Annotated in this window: 19 protein-coding genes; 16 read left to right on the forward strand and 3 right to left on the reverse strand. The window is 72.6% G+C overall.

Features of this window, described 5'->3' with window-relative positions:
• Positions 1-4: 4 nt before the first annotated feature.
• The 3 genes from I8N68_RS14570 to shbA all read right to left on the reverse strand — a co-directional run bounded on the left by I8N68_RS14570 (position 5) and on the right by shbA (position 3,114).
• The gene (locus I8N68_RS14570; protein ID WP_200210492.1) at positions 5-1,609 is read right to left on the reverse strand and encodes a sensor histidine kinase; all 1,605 of its coding nucleotides are present in this window, start codon (positions 1,607-1,609) and stop codon (positions 5-7) included.
• A gap of 78 nt (positions 1,610-1,687) precedes the next feature.
• On the reverse strand, positions 1,688-2,548 hold the full coding sequence (locus tag I8N68_RS14575) for a hypothetical protein (protein ID WP_200210493.1): 861 nt from the start codon (positions 2,546-2,548) through the stop codon (positions 1,688-1,690).
• Positions 2,545-3,114, reverse strand: coding sequence for an RNA polymerase sigma factor ShbA (gene shbA / locus I8N68_RS14580; RefSeq protein ID WP_307812829.1), 570 nt, complete (start codon positions 3,112-3,114; stop codon positions 2,545-2,547). The genes I8N68_RS14575 and shbA overlap by 4 nt, the downstream gene beginning before the upstream one ends.
• A 306-nt stretch (positions 3,115-3,420) precedes the next feature.
• On the opposite strand from shbA, the gene wrbA reads away from it, so the two are divergent.
• The 16 genes from wrbA to I8N68_RS14660 all read left to right on the forward strand — a co-directional run.
• On the forward strand, positions 3,421-4,020 hold the full coding sequence (gene wrbA, locus I8N68_RS14585) for an NAD(P)H:quinone oxidoreductase type IV (protein ID WP_200210495.1): 600 nt from the start codon (positions 3,421-3,423) through the stop codon (positions 4,018-4,020).
• A 208-nt stretch (positions 4,021-4,228) separates the two neighbouring features.
• Positions 4,229-5,212 (forward strand): ABC transporter ATP-binding protein, encoded by a 984-nt coding sequence (locus tag I8N68_RS14590; RefSeq protein ID WP_200210496.1) that lies wholly within the window; start codon positions 4,229-4,231, stop codon positions 5,210-5,212.
• A gap of 76 nt (positions 5,213-5,288) precedes the next feature.
• Positions 5,289-6,059: an MlaE family ABC transporter permease gene (locus tag I8N68_RS14595; RefSeq protein WP_200210497.1), complete on the forward strand. Its 771-nt coding sequence runs from the start codon at positions 5,289-5,291 to the stop codon at positions 6,057-6,059.
• Position 6,060: 1 nt separating this feature from the next.
• Complete coding sequence (locus I8N68_RS14600; RefSeq protein ID WP_200210498.1) at positions 6,061-6,864, forward strand: MlaE family ABC transporter permease; 804 nt, start codon at positions 6,061-6,063, stop codon at positions 6,862-6,864.
• 2 nt (positions 6,865-6,866) lie between these two features.
• Positions 6,867-8,159 (forward strand): MCE family protein, encoded by a 1,293-nt coding sequence (locus I8N68_RS14605; RefSeq protein WP_200210499.1) that lies wholly within the window; start codon positions 6,867-6,869, stop codon positions 8,157-8,159.
• Positions 8,156-9,190 carry an MCE family protein gene (locus I8N68_RS14610; RefSeq protein ID WP_200210500.1) on the forward strand — a complete coding sequence of 345 codons (1,035 nt, stop codon included), beginning with the start codon at positions 8,156-8,158 and terminating at the stop codon, positions 9,188-9,190. Before I8N68_RS14605 ends, I8N68_RS14610 begins: the two co-directional genes overlap by 4 nt.
• The gene (locus I8N68_RS14615; RefSeq protein ID WP_200210501.1) at positions 9,187-10,170 is read left to right on the forward strand and encodes an MCE family protein; all 984 of its coding nucleotides are present in this window, start codon (positions 9,187-9,189) and stop codon (positions 10,168-10,170) included. The genes I8N68_RS14610 and I8N68_RS14615 overlap by 4 nt, the downstream gene beginning before the upstream one ends.
• A complete protein-coding gene (locus I8N68_RS14620) occupies positions 10,170-11,414 on the forward strand; it encodes an MCE family protein (RefSeq protein ID WP_200210502.1) in 1,245 nt (414 codons plus the stop codon). Before I8N68_RS14615 ends, I8N68_RS14620 begins: the two co-directional genes overlap by 1 nt.
• On the forward strand, positions 11,411-12,823 hold the full coding sequence (locus I8N68_RS14625; protein ID WP_200210503.1) for an MCE family protein: 1,413 nt from the start codon (positions 11,411-11,413) through the stop codon (positions 12,821-12,823). Before I8N68_RS14620 ends, I8N68_RS14625 begins: the two co-directional genes overlap by 4 nt.
• Positions 12,820-14,061 (forward strand): MCE family protein, encoded by a 1,242-nt coding sequence (locus tag I8N68_RS14630; protein ID WP_200210504.1) that lies wholly within the window; start codon positions 12,820-12,822, stop codon positions 14,059-14,061. The genes I8N68_RS14625 and I8N68_RS14630 overlap by 4 nt, the downstream gene beginning before the upstream one ends.
• Complete coding sequence (locus I8N68_RS14635; RefSeq protein WP_200210505.1) at positions 14,058-14,885, forward strand: Rv1363c family protein; 828 nt, start codon at positions 14,058-14,060, stop codon at positions 14,883-14,885. The genes I8N68_RS14630 and I8N68_RS14635 overlap by 4 nt, the downstream gene beginning before the upstream one ends.
• A gap of 16 nt (positions 14,886-14,901) precedes the next feature.
• Positions 14,902-15,402 (forward strand): hypothetical protein, encoded by a 501-nt coding sequence (locus I8N68_RS14640; protein ID WP_200210506.1) that lies wholly within the window; start codon positions 14,902-14,904, stop codon positions 15,400-15,402.
• A gap of 231 nt (positions 15,403-15,633) precedes the next feature.
• Complete coding sequence (locus tag I8N68_RS33610; RefSeq protein ID WP_307812830.1) at positions 15,634-15,942, forward strand: helix-turn-helix domain-containing protein; 309 nt, start codon at positions 15,634-15,636, stop codon at positions 15,940-15,942.
• A gap of 54 nt (positions 15,943-15,996) precedes the next feature.
• Positions 15,997-17,166 (forward strand): ISAs1 family transposase, encoded by a 1,170-nt coding sequence (locus tag I8N68_RS14650; RefSeq protein ID WP_234039669.1) that lies wholly within the window; start codon positions 15,997-15,999, stop codon positions 17,164-17,166.
• Between the two features lie 194 nt (positions 17,167-17,360).
• Positions 17,361-18,551: a low temperature requirement protein A gene (locus I8N68_RS14655; protein WP_200210509.1), complete on the forward strand. Its 1,191-nt coding sequence runs from the start codon at positions 17,361-17,363 to the stop codon at positions 18,549-18,551.
• Between the two features lie 104 nt (positions 18,552-18,655).
• A partial coding sequence (locus tag I8N68_RS14660; RefSeq protein ID WP_234039671.1) for an RNA-guided endonuclease InsQ/TnpB family protein occupies positions 18,656-19,323 on the forward strand: 668 nt, incomplete at its 3' end.

Genomic DNA, 19,323 nt, shown 5'->3' on the forward strand with positions numbered 1-19,323 from the left:
GGGCTCAGGCCGGGACCACCGGCGCCCGCGCGCCCGCCTGCTCCGGTACGACGGCCGAGGCCAGCCGCGGCAGGGTGAAGACGAACCGGGCGCCTTCGGCGTGGCCGTCGTCCAGCCGCAGCGTGCCGCCGTGGTACTCGACGATCTTCTTGCAGATCGCGAGGCCGATGCCGGTGCCGTGGTAGGAGCCGCGTGGGTGCAGCCGCTGGAAGATCAGGAAGATCTTGTCCGCGTACCGAGGGTCGATGCCGATGCCGTTGTCCGCTACGGCGAACGACCAACCGGCCGCGTCCTCGGCCACGGTGACCCGGATCCGGGGCGCCCGGTCGGGACTGCGGAACTTCACCGCGTTGCCGAGCAGGTTCTGCCAGAGCATGGTCAGCAGGGTCGGGTCGCCGTGCACCACCGGCAGCGGGTCGGCGGTGATCTCCGCGTCCGCCTCGGCGATCGGCCCGGACAGGTTCGACTCGGCCTGGGCGAAGACCTCGGCGAGGTCCACCTCCCGGTCGTCGCTGTAGACCCGCCCGATCCGGGAGAACGCCAGCAGGTCGTTGATCAGGTCCTGCATCCGGGTGGCCCCGTCGACGGCGTACCCAATGTACTGCCGGCCCCGGTCGTCGAGCTGGTCGTCGTACCGGCGTTGCAGCATCTGGCAGAACGACGCCACCTTGCGCAGTGGTTCCTGCAGGTCGTGCGAGGCGACGTAGGCGAACTGCTCCAGGTCCTCGTTCGAGCGGCGCAGCTCGGCGGCCTGCTGCTCCAGCGTGTCCCGGTCCCGCCGGCTGACCATCAGCGCGTCGACCACCCGCTGCCGCATCGCCTCCACGTCCGTGGTGAGCCGGGCGATGTCCGCCGGGCCCTCCGGGCGGAGCCGGTGGTCGAAGTCGCCGCTGGCGACCTGCCGCACCGACGCGCTCAGCCGGCCGAGGGGGCGCAGCATCGTGGTCCGGACCAGCACCGAGATGACGATGCTGGACAGCAGCAGGGCGGCCAGGATCGCCACGAAGAGCGTGTCGCGCAGGGCCCGGGCCCGGTCGAGATCCGTGCGCCCGGTCGCCTGCACCCGGTCCAGCCGCGCCTCCAGGGTGGTCAGCACGGCGCGGGCGGCGTCGAAGGCGAGCCGGCTGCGCTCCACCACCGGGGCGAGCTGCTCCGGCCGGGTCCCCGCCCGCCGCGCCGCGATCAGCCGGGTGGCGAACTCCGCCCGCCACCGGTCGGCCAGCGCGACCGCCGCGTCCAGCTCGCGCCGCGCCGCCGGCTCGTCGGCGAGCAGGCCGCGGGCCCGGTCCGCCGTCGCGCGTTCGGCCGCCACCCCGTCGTCGTACGAGCGCAGCACCGCCGGGTTGCCGGTGATGACGTACCCCCGCACGGCCGCCACCTGCTCCAGCAGTCCGCTCTCCAGCCGGCCGACCGCGGTGCGGGCGGGGGAGATCCGGTCGGCCAGCCGGTTGGACGCCGCGGCGGTGTGCGTCAGCGCCGCCGCGCCGACCGCGCCGCCGGTCAGCACCAGCACGGTCATCGTCAGCATCATGATGCCCAGCCACCGGCTCGTGGTCATCCGGGCCCGCCGGCCGCTGACGGGTTCGCCCGGCGTTGTCGCGCTGTTCACGGGCTGCACCCTAACGGAGGTCGGGTACGTCGTCGCGGGGACGCGTCCCGGCGTCCCGGTGAGGTGGGGCGGGCGGGGTCAGCCGAGCAGGCCACCGGTGGGCAGCGGCAGAGGCAGGTCCGGCAGCGGCGACAGCAGCGACGGGCTGGGAGCCGGCAGCGGCAGCTCGGGCAGCGGCAGCAGCGGGTCGCCACCGCCGCCGGTCGGCGAGGCGTGGGGCGTCGACCCGGCACCCGGCTTCGTCGGCTTCGGCGCCGGCGCGGGGGCCTGGGTTGTCGCGCCGGCGCTCCGGCCGGGGCGCGGGGCCGACGGCGCTGGCGGGACCGGGGGAGCGGCCGGCGGAGTGGCGTCGGTCCGCGCGGCGGTGAGCTGGCGGGCCAGCTCGTCGAGTTGGGCGCGGAGCCGGTCCACCGTGGCAGGGTCGGTGATGTCGGCCAGCTCGCGGCGCGCCTGGTCGACCAGCCGCTGCGCCTCGTCGAGGCGGCCGGCGGTGAGTGCCGCGCGGGCCCGCGCGATGGTCTCCTCGACGCCGCGTACCTCGGCCTGCTGCGGGTAGAGCAGCTTGGTCAGGGTCCACAGCGGGCTGCTCGGCCCGGCGTTGCGGCTACCGATGCCGATCCCCGACACCAGGGCCACCAGCGCGATCACCGCGGCGGCCAGGCGCAGCGGCCAGCGGCGGGACCGGCGGACGGGATGGGCCGACCGCAGCGGCACCGCCGGGCCGGGCGCGTCGCCGTCACGGGTCGGGGTGGGCGGCCGCAGCTCGGCCGGCGCGGTCAGGTCGGCGGCGACATCGGCGTGCCACGCGGCGAGCATGGCCGCGACGGCGTCGTCGGCCGGCGCCTCCTCGCCCCGGCCGAGCGCGTCGAGCAGCAGGTCGTCGCGGGCGATGACCTCGAGGTTCATCGCCTCCTCCCCGCCGGGCGTGCGCTCACTCATGCCGCCACCTCGTCCAGTGCGTCCCCGGCAAGGGTACGGAGCCGGACCAGGGCACGGGACTGGGCCATCCGCACCGCGGCCGCCGTCATTCCGACGATCGCCCCCACCTCGTCGGCGGTGAGGCCCACCGCCACCCGCAGCAGGATGATCTCCCGCTGCGTCTCCGGCAGCTGCTTCAGCAGCACCGACAGCCGCCGGGCCAGGTCGGTGGCGACCGCCTGCTGCTCCGGCCCGGGCGCCGCGTCGGGCTGCTCCAGCGGGGCGTCGGTGGGGGTGACGGCGGAGTCGCGGACAGCCGCGCGTTGCGCGTCGGCCACCTTGTGCGCGGCGATGCCGTAGACGAAGGCGGCGAACGGCGAGCCCTGGTCGCGGTAGCGGGGCAGCGCCCGCAGCACCGCGAGGCAGACCTCTTGGGCGACGTCGTCGGCGGTGGCGTACGCGCCGCCGATGCGGCCCAGGCGGGCCCGGCAGTAGCGGACGAGGCCGGGGCGTACCTCGGCGAGCAGCGCCGACGTCGCCGCCCGGTCGCCTGCGGCGGCCCGACGGACGAGCTCTGGCTCGATCACTGTGGTCATACGTTCGCGAGGCATCCTCGTTACCGGCTGGTTGCCAGCACGCTATCCAGCCTGGCCGAGTTTGCATAGCTCGCCGCTCGTAGCGTTGACCTGCCGAAGAGTAGTTGCCGCAGCCTGCCTGCGGACTCCGGTGACCGCGTGACAGTTCATCCGGCCGAGGGCGTGCGCCGTCATTTTCGATCAAGCGAAGATCCGGTGAAACAGCCGCGAAACGCCGCGAAAGGCCCATAGGCTGGGGACTCGCTGAGGATCGAACCAGCCGCCCCGCGCGGGCAGCCACACCAGGAGAAATCTGCCATGACCAGCGTCAAGCTGTCCGTCATCTACTACTCGGCTACCGGCACCGTCCATGCGATGGCCGAACGGCTGGCAGAGGCGGGGCAGAAGGCCGGCGCTGAAGTCCGCCTTCGGCAGTGTCCCGAGCTCGCTCCCGCCGAGGCCATCGCCTCCAACGCGGCGTGGAGCCAACACTTCGACCGGACCAAGGACGAGCCGAAGGCCACCGCGGATGACGTCGTCTGGGCGGATGCCGTGCTGTTCGGCACCCCTGTCCGCTACGGCAATGTCTCCAGCCAGCTCAAACAATTCCTGGACACCCTTGGCCCGCAGTGGGTGCAGGGCCTGCTGGCCGACAAGGTGTACGCGGGCTTCACTGCCGCGCAGACGCCCCACGGCGGCCAGGAGGCGACGCTGCTGGCTCTCTACAACAGCATTTATCACTTCGGCGGCATCATCGTGCCGCCCGGTTACACCGACCCGTTGAAGTTCGTCGACGGAAACCCGTACGGGGTCTCCCACGGCACGGGCGGCAACAACACCGACCCGCTGACCGAGGTGCAGTTCGCCGCCCTGGATCATCTGGCGCAGCGGGTGGTCCGCCAGGCCGGCAAACGCTGACAGCTGAAAATCGGGACCGATTCGTGAGGCGGAGCTGAACGCTCCGCCTCACGGTCGTGCTCTCCCTGCTGCCGGGCGCCGCCGCCAGCCGCAGCAGCACCCTGGGTCGTAGCCGACGCGGTCCGGCGCCGAAAAAACCCAAAACACATGTGTTGCGTCTGGGCCTACCGCCGCGATGTCTCTGGCAGAAGAGGCGACGGGAGGGCCGATGGGCGTCGAGGTGGTCGTACGGGGACTGACGAAGTCCTTCGGTGGCCAGCCGGTCTGGTCGGACGTCTCCCTCACGCTGCCGGCGGGGGAGATCTCCGTCCTGCTCGGACCGTCCGGCACCGGCAAGTCGGTGTTCCTGAAGACACTCGTCGGACTGCTCCGGCCCGACCGGGGCTCCATCGTCATCGAGGGCCGGGACCTGCCGCGGCTGTCCGAGCGGGCGCTGTACGAGGTGCGCAAGCTGTTCGGCGTGCTGTTCCAGGACGGCGCGCTGTTCGGTTCGATGACCATCTACGACAACGTGGCGTTCCCGTTGCGTGAGCACACCCGTAAGTCCGAGTCGCAGATCCGGGCAGTGGTCACCGAGAAGCTCGACATGGTGGGCCTGGTCGGCGCCGAGCGGAAGCTGCCCGGCGAGATCTCCGGCGGCATGCGCAAGCGGGCCGGCCTGGCCCGGGCGCTGGTGCTCGACCCGCAGATCATCCTCTTCGACGAGCCGGACTCCGGGCTGGACCCGGTCCGCACCGCGTACCTCAACCAGCTCATCATCGACCTCAACCAGCGCACCGGGGCGACGTTCCTGATCGTCACCCACGACATCAACACCGCCCGGACGGTGCCGGACAACATCGGCCTGATCTACCACGGGCACCTGGCCATGTTCGGCCCGCGCGAGATGCTGCTGTCCAGTACCGAACCGGTGGTCCGGCAGTTCCTGAACGCCCAGCGGATCGGCCCGATCGGCATGGCGGAGGAGAAGGACGCCGACGAACTGGCCGCCGAGGCGCAGGCCGGGGTGGAGCTGCCGCCGCTGCCGCCGATCCCGCTGCAGCTGCCGTCCTCGAACGGGCTGCCGCGGCGCGCCGAGCGCCCGCCGGGGCAGTGGTGCCGCGAGCACGGCGTCACGCCGCCACCCGGGTCGTTCGAGGGCCGGTGGGATGCCGAGCGGCCCACCGTCGAGCTGCCGGAGGTGATCCGGTGAGCGAGCGGAGCGAGCCAGCCGTTCGGCTCAGCGGTGCGGCGCTTCACCCCACCGCCGAGCGGAGCGAGGTGGCGGCGTGAGTGCCCCGGTCGCCGCCCTCCGCCGCTCGGGCGAGTTCTTCGCGTTCTGCCTGGACACCCTGCGTGGCCTCGGCCGCCGGCCGGTGCAGGTCCGCGAGTTCGTCCAGCAGGCCTGGTTCGTCAGCTCGGTGTCGATCCTGCCGGCCGCGCTGGTCTCGATCCCGTTCGGCGCGGTGATCGCCCTGCAGCTCGGCTCCCTGGTGCGGCAGCTCGGCGCGCAGTCGTTCACCGGTGCGGCGTCGGTGCTGGCCGTCGTCCGTGAGGCCGGCCCGATCGTCACCGCGCTGATCATCGCCGGCGCCGGCGGCTCGGCGATCTGCGCCGACCTCGGCTCCCGCAAGATCCGCGAGGAGCTGGACGCGATGCAGGTCCTCGGCATCGACCCCATCCAGCGCCTCGTGGTGCCCCGGGTGCTGGCCGCCATCCTGGTCGCCGTGCTGCTCAACGGGCTGGTCAGCGTGGTCGGGGTGACCGGCGGCTACACCTTCAACGTGGTGCTCCAGGGCGGCACGCCCGGGGCGTACCTGGCCAGCTTCCAGGCCCTGGGGCAGCTACCCGACCTGCTGGTCGGCGAGATCAAGGCGGCGCTGTTCGGCGCCACCGCCGCGCTCGTCGCCTCCTACCAGGGGATGAACGCCAAGGGCGGCCCGAAGGGGGTCGGCGACGCGGTCAACCAGAGCGTCGTCGTCACCTTCATGCTGCTGTTCGCGCTGAACTTCGTCGTCACGGCCGTGTACTTCCAGGTCGTACCGCAGAAGGGAAGCTGACGTGGCAGTGCTGCGCTACCTCGACGACCTGGGCGGACAGCTCGCCTTCTACCTACGCGCCTTCGCCTGGACCCCGCGCACCCTGCGCCGCTACCGGCGGGAGGTGGTCCGGCTGCTGGCCGAGGTCAGCTTCGGCTCCGGCGCGCTCGCCGTGCTCGGCGGCACCGTCGGCGTGATCTGCTTCCTCACCTTCTTCACCGGCACCGAGGTCGGCCTGCAGGGCTACCAGGCGCTCGACCAGATCGGCAGCAGCGCGTTCACCGGCTTCGTCTCGGCGTACTTCAACACCCGGGAGATCTCGCCGCTGGTGGCGGCGCTGGCGCTGTCCGCCACCGTCGGCTGCGGGTTCACCGCCCAGCTCGGCGCGATGCGGATCTCCGAGGAGGTCGACGCGCTGGAGGTGATGGGCGTGCCGTCGCTGCCGTTCCTGGTCACCACTCGGATGATCGCCGGGTTCGTCGCGGTCGTCCCGCTGTACGTGGTGGGCCTGCTCACCAGCTACCTCGCCACCCGCACCATCGCGGTTTTCTACTTCGGGCAGTCGGCCGGCACCTACGACTACTACTTCCACCTCTTCCTGCCGCCCGGGGACGTGCTCTGGTCGTTCGGCAAGGTGCTGGTCTTCAGCGTGATCGTGGTGCTGGTGCACTGCTGGTACGGCTACACCGCCAAGGGCGGCCCCGCCGCCGTCGGCGTCGCCGTCGGGCGGGCCGTCCGCACGGCCATCGTCGCGGTCAACGTCGTCGACTTCTTCCTGTCCCTGGCCATCTGGGGTGCCACCACCACCGTCCGGATCGCGGGGTGAACATGAGACACCGCATCCTCGGCATCGTCTTCGTCGCCGTGCTGACCGCGGCGCTGACCGCCTCCGTGCTGCAGTACCGCAAGGCGTTCACCCCGGTCGAGCGGGTCACCCTGCACGCCGACCGCGCCGGCCTGCAACTGCTCGCCGGGGCCGACGTCAAGGTACGCGGCGTCGTGGTCGGGGACGTCCGCTCGGTCCGCAGCTCGGGCGGCGGGGCGGTCATCGGGCTGGCGCTCGATCCGGCCACCACCGGCCGGATCCCCGCCGACGTCAGCGCCCGGCTGCTGCCCAAGACCCTCTTCGGCGAGCGGTACGTGGAGCTGGTCCCGCCGCCGGCCAGCACCGCCGGGCCGCTCCGCGACGGCGCGGTCATCAGCCAGGACCGCAGCCGCACCGCCGTCGAGCTGGAACGGGTCCTCGACCAGGCGCTCCCGCTGCTCCAGTCCATCCACCCCGACCAGCTCGCCGCCACCCTCGGCGCCATCGCCACCGCGCTGGAGGGGCGCGGCGACCAGCTCGGGGCGAACCTGACCCGGCTCGACGCGTACCTGCGCCAGCTCAACCCGGCGCTGCCCACCATCGCCGAGGACGTCCGCCAGCTCGCCGTCGTGCTGGACGGCTACGACGCCGCGCTGCCCGACCTGCTCGCGCTGCTGCGCGACGTCACCGTCACCGCCGGCACGGTCACCGATCAGCGCACCCAGCTCGCCGCGTTCCTCGCCGACACCACCGACACCGCCGACACCGCGCGGGGCTTCTTCGACCGGCACGGCGATCAGCTCATCCGGCTCGGCGACGTCAGCCGCCCGGTGCTCGAACTGCTCGCCACCTACGCCCCGGAGTACCCGTGCCTGGTGCACGGGCTGGTCGCCCTGCAACCCCGGGTCGAGCAGGTCTTCGCCGGCGGGCGGATGCACATCACCCTGGAGGTGACCCGCGACGGCGGCCCGTACGAGCGGGGCCGCGACGAGCCGGTCTACGCCGCCCACGACGGCCCGGACTGCCGGGGTCTGCCCGACCCGCGGGTGCCCGCGCCCGAGGTACCGGTCGCCGACGGCTACGACCACGGCGGCACCCGGACCCGGCCGCCCCTGCCGGTCGGCACGCCGGCCGGCGCCGCGGCCCCGGCCGCAGGCTCCTCCCCGGCGATGGGCCGGGCCGGTACGGGGGAGGAGAGCGCCCTGGTCAAACCCCTCGTCGGCGGGCTCACCGGGACGCCACCGGCGGAGGTGCCCGACATCGCGGTCCTGCTCTGGGGGCCGCTGCTGCGCGGAGCGGTGGTGAACGCCCGATGACCGGAAGGACGACCGGTGCGCTGGTCAAGCTCGTGGTCTTCGCCGTGGTGACCCTGCTCGCCACCGCGCTGCTGGCCCAGACCCTCGGCGCCTTCCCGCCCGACGGGGTCACCTACCGGGCCCGGTTCACCGACGTCACCGGGCTGCTGCCCGGCGACGACGTGCGGATCGCCGGGGTGCGGGTGGGCAAGGTCAGCGACATCGCGGTGGTCGACGACACCGTCGCCGAGGTGGCCTTCACCGTGGACCGGGACGTGCCGGTGGCCACCAGCGTCCGCGCCAAGATCCGCTACCGGAACCTCGTCGGCCAGCGGTACGTGGCGCTGAGCGAGGGCCCGGGGGAGGGCCGGCCGCTGCGCGCCGACGGGCTGATCCCGCTCACCCAGACCACGCCCGCGCTGGACCTGACCGTGCTGTTCAACGGGTTCCGGCCGCTGTTCACCGCGCTGGACCCGGACGACGTCAACAAGCTCGCATACGAGATCATCCAGGTCCTGCAGGGCGAGGGCGGCACCGTGGCCAGCCTGCTGCGCCGCACCGCCTCGCTGACCAACACCCTCGCCGACCGGGACGCCGTCATCGGCCGGGTGGTCACCAACCTCAACAGCGTCCTGGCGACCCTGGCCACCCGGGACCGCGAGCTGGACCAGAGCATCGCCCAGTTGCAGCAGTTCGTCTCCGGGCTGTCCGCCGACCGCACCGCCATCGGCGAGGCGCTGGTCAACCTGGGCGAGCTGACCACCACGACAGCGTCGCTGCTGGAGCAGGTGCGGCCGCCGCTGGCCGCCGACGTCCGCGCCCTGGACGACCTCGCCGGCACCCTGAACCGCAACTCCGCGGTCATCGACGGCACCCTGGGCCGGCTGCCGCAGCGCTACGAGGCGCTGACCCGGGTCGCCTCCTACGGCTCGTGGTTCAACTTCTACCTCTGCGACTTCGACGGCCGGGTGGCCGTCGCCGGCCGGGCCCCGCTGAACCCGGCCACGTTCAGCGCCCCCGCCGCCCGCTGCGCCACCGGAGGCAGCCAGTGACACCCTTCCGCGAACGCAATCCGGTCCTCGTCGGCGCGCTCGGGCTCGCTCTGATCCTCGCCGCGCTGCTCGGCGCCTTCCAGCTCGACCGGCTGGCCGCCCTCACCGGCCGCACGTACCAGGCCGCGTTCCACGACGCCAGCGGCCTCGCCACCGGCAACGAGGTACGGGTGGCCGGGGTCCGGGTCGGCGCGGTGACCGGGGTGGAACTCGCCCCTGGCGCCCAGCCGTACGTGCGGGTCCGCTTCCGGGTCGACGACGACGGGGTACGGCTCGGCCGCGACACCGGCGCCACCATCCGGATCAAGACCGTGCTCGGGCAGAAGTACCTGGCCCTGTCGCCGGCCGGACCGGGGAAGCTGGCCGAGGACGGTCAGATCCCGCTGGCCCGCACCGCCGCGCCGTTCGACGTGGTGCAGGCGGTCACCGGCCTCGCCGACACCCTCGACAAGGTCGACACCGACCAGCTCGCCCAGGCGTTCGACACCCTCTCCCAGACCTTTGCCGACACCCCGGCCAGCGTCACCACCTCGCTGACCGGGCTGTCCCGGCTGTCCCGGACCGTCGCCAGCCGCGACGCCGAGCTGCGGACGCTGCTCGCCCGGGCCCGGGACGTCACCGGCGTGCTCGCCGAACGCGACGCCGAGTTCCGCAAGCTCGTCGCCGACGGCGAGCAGCTGCTCGCCGAGGTCAGCCGCCGCCGCGACGCCATCCACCGGCTGCTCGTCGGCACCAGCGACCTCAGCGTCCAACTGTCCGGACTGGTCGCCGACAACCGCGCCCAGCTCGAACCGGCCCTGCGCAAGCTGCGCGAGGTGGTGGCCATCCTGCAACGCAACCGCGACGACCTGGAGCAGACCATCCGCCGGATGGGACCGTTCCTGACCGCGTTCGCCAACGTGGTCGGCAACGGCCGCTGGTTCGACTCGTACGTCGACGGCCTGCTCCAGCCGTACCTGCCCACGACGGGAGGACGCTGATGCCCGGCCCGATCCAGCGCTGGCGCCGCCCCCTGGCCGCCGCGACCGTGCTGCTGACCGCCGTCGCCGCCGGGGTGGTGCTGTGGCGTCACGAGCCACCCCAGCGGCGGGTGCTCGCCTACTTCACCAAGGCGGTCGGGGTGTACCCGGGCTCCGACGTGCGGGTGCTCGGCGTCCGGGTCGGCGAGGTCGAGGCGGTCACCCCGCAGGGCCGGACCGTACGGGTCGAGCTGCGCTACGACCCCGAGGTGGCCGTCCCCGCCGACGCCCAGGCGCTGATCGTCCCGCCCAGCGTGGTCAGCGACCGGTACGTCCAGCTCAGCCCGGCGTTCACCGGCGGGCCGGCACTGGCCGACGGCGCGGAGATCCCGGTCGAGCGCACCGCCGCCCCGATGGAGATCGACGACATCTACCAGGCGCTCGACGAGTTCAACCGGACCCTCGGCCCGCAGGGCGCGAACCGCGAGGGCGCCCTGTCCGACCTGGTCGCCACCGGGCGGGCCAACCTCGCGGGCAACGGCGGCAACCTGCATGACACCCTCGACGGGCTGTCCCGCGCGCTGACCACCCTCGCCGACGGCCGGCAGGACCTGTTCGGCTCGGTGGCCAACCTGCAACGCTTCACCACCACGCTGGCCCGCAGCGACCAGCAGGTACGCGGCTTCAACCAGCAGCTCGCCGACGTCGCCGAGCAGCTCGCCGGGGAGAAGGAGGAACTGGCCGCCGCCCTGCGCAACCTCGCCGCCGCGCTGGCCGAGGTGACCACCTTCGTCCGACAGAACCGGGCGGCGCTGCGCGACAACGTGGCCGCGCTGACCGACCTCACCGGCGTGCTGGTGCGCCAGCAGCGGGCGGTCATTGACATCCTCGACGTGGCGCCCCTGGCCGTGAACAACCTCAGCCTCGCCTACAACCCGCGCTCGGGCACCCTCGACACCCGCGACAACGCCCTCGGCCCGTACGACCCGGCCACCTTCGTCTGCTCGCTGATGGTGGACCAGCTTCCCGCCGGCCAGGTGCCGGCGAAATGCACCGCGCTGGCGCAGACGCTGCGCTCCCGCGGCCTGCCCCTGACCGACCAGCTGCGCAAGCTGCTCAAGCTGCCGCCCGGCGCCCCGGCGGCCGGCGGGTCCCCACCGGGCTCCATCAGCTCCCCCGGTGCGCCGACCGCCGACGAGGCGCCGGGCGGCTCCACCCGCACCAGCGACCCGACCCTGGGCGGCATCCTGCGGGGGCCGGCATGACCGCCCGGGCGCTGCGGGCGCTGGCCGCCGCCGTCGTGGCGGCGCTGCTACCCGCCGGCTGCGGGCTGCCCGAGCTCGCCGACCTGCCGCTGCCCGGCGGGGCGCCGAGCGGCGACGGCTACACCGTCACCGTGGAGTTCAGCGACGTGCTCGACCTGGTACCCCGGGCCGCCGTCAAGGTCGACGACGTGACCGTCGGCACCGTGGAGAAGATCTCCCTGTCCGGCTGGCACGCCCAGGTCCGGCTGCGCATCGACCGCGCGGTGCGGCTGCCCGCCAACGCCACCGCAGCCGTACGACAGAGCAGCCTGCTCGGCGAGAAGTACGTGGCCGTCGCGCCGCCACCCACCGGGCCGGCCAGCGGGCGCCTCGGCGACGGCGACCTCATCCCGCTGTCCCGCACCACCCGCGGCGCCGAGGTCGAGGAGGTGCTCGCCGCCCTCGGGCTGCTGCTCAACGGCGGCGGCCTGGCCCAGCTGCGGACCATCAACGCCGAACTCGGCAAGGCCCTCGACGGCCGCGAGTCCGACGTCCGGGACACCCTGCGGCAGCTCGACACCTTCATCGGCGGGCTGGACCGGCAGAAGAGCGACATCGTCCGCGCCATCGACGCGCTCGACCGGCTCACCGGGCGGCTGGCCCGGCAGCGGCAGGTCGTCGGCGATGCGCTGGACTCCCTCGCCCCCGGCCTGACCGTGCTGACCCAGCAGCGGACCCAGCTCACCACGGCCCTGACCGCCCTCGGTGAACTCGGCGCGGTCGGCACCCGGGTGGTCGACCGCAGCCGCGACGACACCCTGGCCAGCGTCCGGGCGCTGCAACCGATCCTCGAACAGCTCGCCCGGGCCGGCGACGACCTGCCCAAGTCGCTGGACTTCATGCTGTCGTACCCGTTCCCGCCCAACGTCACCGGCGCGATCGTCGGCGACTTCGTCAACCTCTCCGTCACCGCCGACCTCGACGCCGCCAGCATCCTGGCCAACCTGGTCGCCGCCGCGCCCGCCCCGGTCCGGTCGGCCGCCCGGCCGAACGCCCCCGCCGCGCCCCGGCCGCCCGCCGCGGGCGGCGCGAAGCCCTCGCCCGGCGGCCTGCCCGGCGGCATCGGGCTGCCCGACCTGCCCCTGCTGAAGTGCCTGCCCGACCTGAAGGACTTCCCGGCCCGGTGGACGCCGCCGAAGGAGTGCGGCCTGCCGGAGGGCTGCGTTCTGCTCAAACCCGGCTCGGCGGTGCCCCTCGGTGGGCTGCTGCTGCCCAAGGGGATCGTGCCGCCGGGCACCGCCTTCCCGGCCGGCACCGAACTGCCCGCCGGCACCGTGCTCACCGCCGAGTGCGTCCTGCCGGTGACCGGCGCGGTCACCGGCCAGCTCGGCGGCCTGCCGGAGGTCCTGGGCGGAGGGCTGATCCCGTGATCGGACGCACCGCGAAGCTCCAGGTCCTCGCCTTCGTGCTGGTGAGCGTGCTCGGCATCGGCTACGTCGGGTTCCGCTACGTCGGCCTGGGCGACCGGCTGTTCGGCGGCGGCTACGTCGTCCACGTGGACCTGGCCCGGGCCGGCGGCATCTTCGCCAACGCCCCGGTCACCTACCGTGGCGTCCCCGTCGGTCGGGTCACCGGGGTCGCCTTGCGCGCCGACGGCGTCCGCGCCGACCTGCGGATCGACCGGGGCGTACGGGTGCCGGACGCGCTGCGGGCCGTGGTCACCCAGCGTTCCGCCGTCGGCGAGCAGTACCTCGACCTGCGGCCGGAGCGCGACGGTGGCCCCTTCCTCGCCGACGGCGCCGTCATCCCGGTCGACCGCACCGGCGTCCCGCTCGCCCCGGAGACGCTGCTGACCAACCTCGACGCCCTGGTCCGATCGATCGATCCGGACGACCTGACCGTGCTGATCAGCGAGCTGGGCACCGCCTTCGAGGGCAACGAGCAGGCCCTCGCGCGGATCCTCGACGCCGGGGACGCGCTGCTCACCGAGGCCGACGCCCGGCTGCCCGAGACGCTGACCCTGATCCGCGACGGGCGGACCGTGCTCACCACCCAGGCGGAGTCGACGGCGGCGCTGCGCCGCTGGTCGGCCGGCCTGGCGGAGCTGGCCGCCACCGTCCGCGCCGCCGACCCGGACCTGCGGCGGCTGCTCGCCACCGGGCCGCCGGCCGGCGCCGAGCTGCGGGCGCTGCTGCGCGGACTGGACCCGAGCATCGGCACCCTGCTCGGCAACCTGATCACCGTCAACGGGATCGCCGCCCGGCGGCTGCCCGGCATCGAGCAGCTACTGGTGGTCTACCCGGTCGCGGTGGCCGGCGGCTTCACCGTCACCCCGGGCGACGGCACCGCCCACCTCGGCCTCGTCGTCAACGCGGGCGACCCGCCGTCCTGCGTCTACCGCGGTGGTGGCACCCGGTGCAGCGGCCAGGAACGGGCCGCCGGCGCCAGCGTACGCGGGGCGCAGAACGCGCCGCGGCCGTCCGGACGCGAGCCCACACCCGCACCCGTCCCGTCCGACCAGGGCGCCCCGGGGGGCTACGACCCGGCGAGCGGCCTGGTGCTCGGCCCCGACGGGCGACCGTTGCAGTTCGGTGGCACCGGCGGGCAGTACCGGACGGCCGGTGACCAGTCGTGGAAGCAGTTGCTGCTCGCCGGGGTGACCCCGTGACCGGCGTACCCGAGGAGGTGGCGGTGTCGAACCGCAGGAACACCACGCTGAAGCTGATCAACGGCGCGAAGTCCGGGGGGCCGGTGCCCACCCGACGTCGCCTGGTCACCCGTCCCGTGCCCCGACCGGCCGAGCCGATCGAGGTGCTGGAACGCCTCGACCGGGAACCGGTCGAGGACCCGACCGAGCCTGGCGACCTGACGGTGCTCGGCGACCCGGCCCAGGTCGAGGATCTGCCCGACCCCGACCCCGACCCCGACCCCGACCCCGACCCCGACCCCGACGACGCGCCGGCGGCAGCAGTCGCCGGCGCCGCCCAGCACGACGTTGGTCCGCCGGTCCGCCGCCGCGCGCTGGTCGCCCTGCTCGTCGTCCTGCTCGCCGCGGCCCTGACCGGAGCCGGGGTGTACGGCCACCGTTGGTACGTCGACCGCGCCACCGACCAGGCCCACCGGCAGGCCGTGGCGGCCGCCCGGCAGGCCAGTGTCAACTTCGTCTCGGTCAGCGCCGCCAGCGTCGACCGGGACCTGCAACGCATCGTGGCCGGGGCGACCGGCGACTTCCGGGACGAGTTCACCCGTGGTCAGGCGCAGGTACGCACGGCGGTGGTGGAGAACAAGGTCCAGTCGCAGGGGTCGGTGCTGCGTGCCGGGCTGGTCTCCGGCGACCGCCGCCACGCCGTCGTGCTGGTGGCCGTCGACGCCACCGTCCGCAACGTCAAGGCCCCTGAGGGCCGCGCGTCGCACTACCGCATCCAGCTGGACCTGGTCCGTGACCGCGACTCCGGCGACTGGCTGGTGTCCCGCCTGCAGTTCGTCGGCTGACCGGAGGAGGAACCCGATGCGCATTCCCACCGCCCTGCGCCGGCGGCGGATCCCCGCCCTGCCGGCACTGGTCGTCGCCCTCGTGGTCGCGGTGGCCGTCGCCGCCGCCGGCTGGTACGGCGACCACCGCGCCGGCCAGCGCGACCGCGCCGTACGCCAGGCGCTGGCCACCGCGCCGGCCGCCGCAAAGGCCCTCTTCTCGTACGACTACCGCACCTTTGACGACAGCGTCGCCAACGGACGCACCTTCGCCACCGGGGCCTTCGCCGACGAGTACACCAGCACCACCTCGACCCTCAAGCAGACCGCCACCAAGCAGCAGGCGGTGGTGCTGGCCGAGGTCTCCGCCACCGGGGTGGTCACCGCCGGCACCGACCGGGTGGAGCTGCTCGTCTACCTCAACCAGTACCGGCGCAACGTCAGCACCGCGGGGGAGAAGGTCGACCAGAACCGGGTCGTACTCACCATGGTTCCGGTCGACGGGGAGTGGAAGGTCGTCAAGGCGACAGCGATCTGACGCCGCCCAGGCGGGACGGTCGGCCATTTACCCGCACCTGGTACCTCTGGCGGCGTATTCGTAATGACCACGGTCGGCCCGGCCCGCCGTCCGGCGGCGACCCCCGCCCCTGACGCAACCGTCGAGACGACACGCTCGACGAGGACCAGATGGGTGCGAAAGGTGAAACCGCGGGCCTGCCTGTACGCACGCCGTTCATTTGTGTCGTAGGCCGATGGCAGAGTGTCCGATGTGCAGCTTCGGTACAACTATCGTGTGTACCCGACGCCGGGCCAACAGGAGGCGTTGGCGCGGGCGTTTGGGTGTGCGCGGGTGGTGTTCAACGACGGACTGCGCGCCCGGCAGAAGGCCCGTGAGCAGGGGTTGCCGTATGTGTCGGACGGGGAGTTGTCAAAGCGGGTCATCACCCGGGCGAAGACTACCCCGGAGCGGGCGTGGCTGTCCGAGGTGTCGGCAGGGCCCCGGCAAAGTCGTGGCGGTGCCCGACTTGAGTGGACTGGAGTAGAAGCGCCGTTGTTGATGGCGGCAAGACGGGCATGACTGGTTCGGAAGATCATCAAGGTTCCTACGCCGTGTTGATCGCCGAAGTGAGTCATGCCCGCCCTGCCATCATCGCTGATCTCGTCGGTGTCGCGTGCACCGGCTCTGACCGTGTCCGAAGCCGCTGGTGGACTGCTCGCTGCGCTGGCCGATCTGCCTGACCCGCGGGCCCGGGGGGGTGTCCGGCACCGGCTGACGGTCGTGGTGAGCGCTGCGGTGTGCGCGGTGGTGGCCGGCGACCGGTCGTACACCGCGATCGCTGAGTGGGTCGCCGACGTGCCGGCGGCGACCGCGCTCGCGCTGGGCATGGCCCCGGATCGGCGCCCGTCCGAGGCGATGATTCGCCGGCTGTTGCAGGCCATAGACCCGCAGCTACTGACCGCGGCGGTCAGCGTCTGGCTTACCGGCAGGGCTGCTGCCGGCACGTCGACGTCCCGGCGAGCGATCGCGGTCGACGGCAAAACCCTACGCGGCTCGCGCACCACCGGCAACGCGGCCCGGCATGTGATGGCCGCCTGCGACCAGGCGGCCGGCGTGGTCCTGGCCAGTACCGACGTCGACGGCAAGACCAATGAGATCACCCGATTCGCACCGCTGCTCGACCAGATCGGCGACCTGCGCGACACCGTGATCACCGCCGACGCGCTGCACTGCCAGCGTGAGCACGTCGACTACCTCGCCGAACGCGGCGCGCACTGGATCCTGACCGTCAAGGGCAACCAGCCCAGCTTGCATGCCCAACTCGCCGGTCTGCCCTGGCGCGCCGTCCCCGACGCCTTCCGCGACACCGACCGCGGGCACGGCCGCCGCGAGATCCGCACCTTGAAGGCCCTGACGATCTCCACCGGCATCGACTTCCCACACGCCGCCCAAGCACTGCGGATCCGCCGCCGCAGACGGCGCCTGGACCAGCCGAAACGCTTCACCACCGAGACCGTCTACGCCATCACCGACCTGCGCGTGCACCAAGCGAAACCGGCACACCTGGCCGCGTGGATCCGCGGCCACTGGTCCATCGAAAACAAGATCCACTGGGTGCGGGACGTCACCTACGACGAAGACCGATCCCAGATCCGCACCGGAACCGGGCCCGAGGTCATGGCCGCCCTCCGCAACGACGCCATCGGCGCACTCCGCACCGCCGGAATCACCAACATCGCCGCCGCCAACCGACATCACGCCCGCGACAGCACCCGGCCCCTGGCCCTACTCGGCATCACCTGACGACTTTACCGGGGCCCTGAGCGGGCATGACTCTCGATTCAGACTCACCCAAACTGCTTGGCCCACCCGCCACGCCGCGTCAGCTCGTCACTCGTTGCGAGAACCCTGGGCATCGTCTTGTCGGCACCGGGAGGCGCGGCAGCGTGGTACGACTGCTTCAACGCTGCCACGAAGCCGACAGAACGGGCGAGCCGATGACGACGAGCCGGGCGGGCGAGCTGCTGCGCATGCCTGAGGATCCGCAGATGGCAACGTTCCTGGAACTGTTCTACGACCTGGCGTTTGTCTTCGCGCTCACCCAACTCTCGCACGCGCTGATCCAGGATCTCACCTGGAGCGGCGCCTTCCAGACGCTGTTGCTGCTGCTGACATTGTGGCGGGTCTGGTTCAACACGGCGTGGATAACCGACAGGTTCGACCCGCAACAACTGGCGATACAGCTGCTGGTCATCGCAACTTTGGTGGGCACCCTGGTGATCGCGATCGCGCTGCCCGACGCGTTCGGCAGGCAAGGCCTGGTCTTCGCAGGGGTATTCGTCGCCCTATTCATCGGCACCAACATCTTCCTTGTGATCGCCCTGCGGGGCCACGCACCGCGGCGCACCTCCGGGCGGATACTGTTCTGGTACGGCGTGACCGCGGTGCCGTGGATCGCCGGGGCGCTCTCGCATGGGACGGCGCGTGTGGCGCTGTGGACACTCGCGGTGGCCCTGGACTACGCCGCATACGCGCTTTACTACCCCACGCCGCGGATCGGCCGCACGCCCCCGTCGGATTTACCGACCATGGCCGAACACCTGTCCGAACGCTACCGGCAGTTCTACATCATCGCGCTCGGCGAGTTGATCCTGGTCACCGGACTGGCGCTTCGCGGCACCGCCTTCACGCCCGACCGGACCGCTGCGTTCCTCGTGACGATCGCCACCACCGTGCTGCTGTGGCGGATCTACATCTACCGCGCCGGGGAACTGGCGGCCGCAGCCATCAAAACGGCCCCCGACCCGGCCCGCCTTGCCGGATCGACGTCATACGCCCACCTGGTCATGGTCGCCGGCATCGTCGTCACCGCCGTCGGCGACGAACTCGTCATCACCCACCCGTTCGGACATACGCAACCGGCCTGGATCGCCGCCATCCTCGGCGGACCCGCACTCTTCCTCGCCGGGCGTGCCGGCTTCGAGTACGCGGTCTTCGCCCGCGTATCCCGGGATCGGCCGATCGGCCTGGTCGTGCTGGCTGCCCTGACACCGGCGATGCTCCTCCTGCCGCCACTGCTGGTCGCCCTCGCCGCCACCACAGTCCTCGCCGGAGTCGCCATCTCCGACGCCACTCGCGCTCGAGCACATCCAGCCGAACCACCGTCGCCACCAGGCGCACCATCGTGACAGGTCGCGGGCAGCTACCCCCGGTCCGATCCACACAAAATCCCGGCCGGCCGCCGGCTGTCCGCCAGCATGACTTTGCCGGGGCCCTGGAGGTGTCGGCGGCCATGCTTCAGCAGGCGCTGGCGGATCTGAACGCCGGGTACCGGAACTATTTCGCCTCGCTGTCCGGCGCGCGTAAGGGCCGTAAGGTCGCCCCGCCGAGGTTCCGGTCGCGCAAGGACAACCGGCAGGCGATTCGCTTCACCAGGAACTCCCGGTTCGCGATATTGGGTAACGGGCGCCTGAGATTGCCGAAGATCGGCGAACTGCCGGTCCGGTGGTCGCGGACGCTGCCGGCCGAGCCCAGTTCGGTCACGATCATCCGGGATGCGGCGGGCCGGTACTTCGCGTCGTTTGTTGTGACCACCACGGACGCGCCGCTGCCGGAGACGGGTTCGGAAGCGGGCATCGACCTGGGTCTGACCCATTTCGCGGTCCTGTCCAACGGCACGAAGATTGCCGCGCCGAAGTTTCTGCGCCGTGCTTCCCGCAAGCTGCGCCGGTTGCAGCAGTCCCTGTCCCGCAAGCAGCGGGGCAGCGCGAACCGCAAGAAGGCCGTGTTCAAGGTCGCCAGGGCGCATGCCAAGGTGGCCGACACTCGGCGAGACTGGCAGCACAAACTGTCAACCACGTTGATCCGCGACAACCAAGCGGTGTACGTGGAAGATCTGTGCGTGACCGGTCTCGCCCGGACCCGGCTGGCCAAGTCCGTGCATGATGCGGGCTGGGCGCA

Source organism: Micromonospora coerulea, assembly GCF_016598485.1.
Classification (GTDB): domain Bacteria; phylum Actinomycetota; class Actinomycetes; order Mycobacteriales; family Micromonosporaceae; genus Micromonospora; species Micromonospora coerulea.

Coding starts and splice junctions, on each gene's coding strand:
- I8N68_RS14575 (WP_200210493.1), bottom strand. CDS start 2,548: ATGAGTGAGCGCACGCCCGGCGGGGAGGAGGCGATGAACCTCGAGGTC.
- wrbA (WP_200210495.1), top strand. CDS start 3,421: ATGACCAGCGTCAAGCTGTCCGTCATCTACTACTCGGCTACCGGCACC.
- I8N68_RS14590 (WP_200210496.1), top strand. CDS start 4,229: ATGGGCGTCGAGGTGGTCGTACGGGGACTGACGAAGTCCTTCGGTGGC.
- I8N68_RS14605 (WP_200210499.1), top strand. CDS start 6,867: ATGAGACACCGCATCCTCGGCATCGTCTTCGTCGCCGTGCTGACCGCG.
- I8N68_RS14610 (WP_200210500.1), top strand. CDS start 8,156: ATGACCGGAAGGACGACCGGTGCGCTGGTCAAGCTCGTGGTCTTCGCC.
- I8N68_RS14620 (WP_200210502.1), top strand. CDS start 10,170: ATGCCCGGCCCGATCCAGCGCTGGCGCCGCCCCCTGGCCGCCGCGACC.
- I8N68_RS14625 (WP_200210503.1), top strand. CDS start 11,411: ATGACCGCCCGGGCGCTGCGGGCGCTGGCCGCCGCCGTCGTGGCGGCG.
- I8N68_RS14640 (WP_200210506.1), top strand. CDS start 14,902: ATGCGCATTCCCACCGCCCTGCGCCGGCGGCGGATCCCCGCCCTGCCG.
- I8N68_RS14650 (WP_234039669.1), top strand. CDS start 15,997: ATGCCCGCCCTGCCATCATCGCTGATCTCGTCGGTGTCGCGTGCACCG.
- I8N68_RS14655 (WP_200210509.1), top strand. CDS start 17,361: ATGACGACGAGCCGGGCGGGCGAGCTGCTGCGCATGCCTGAGGATCCG.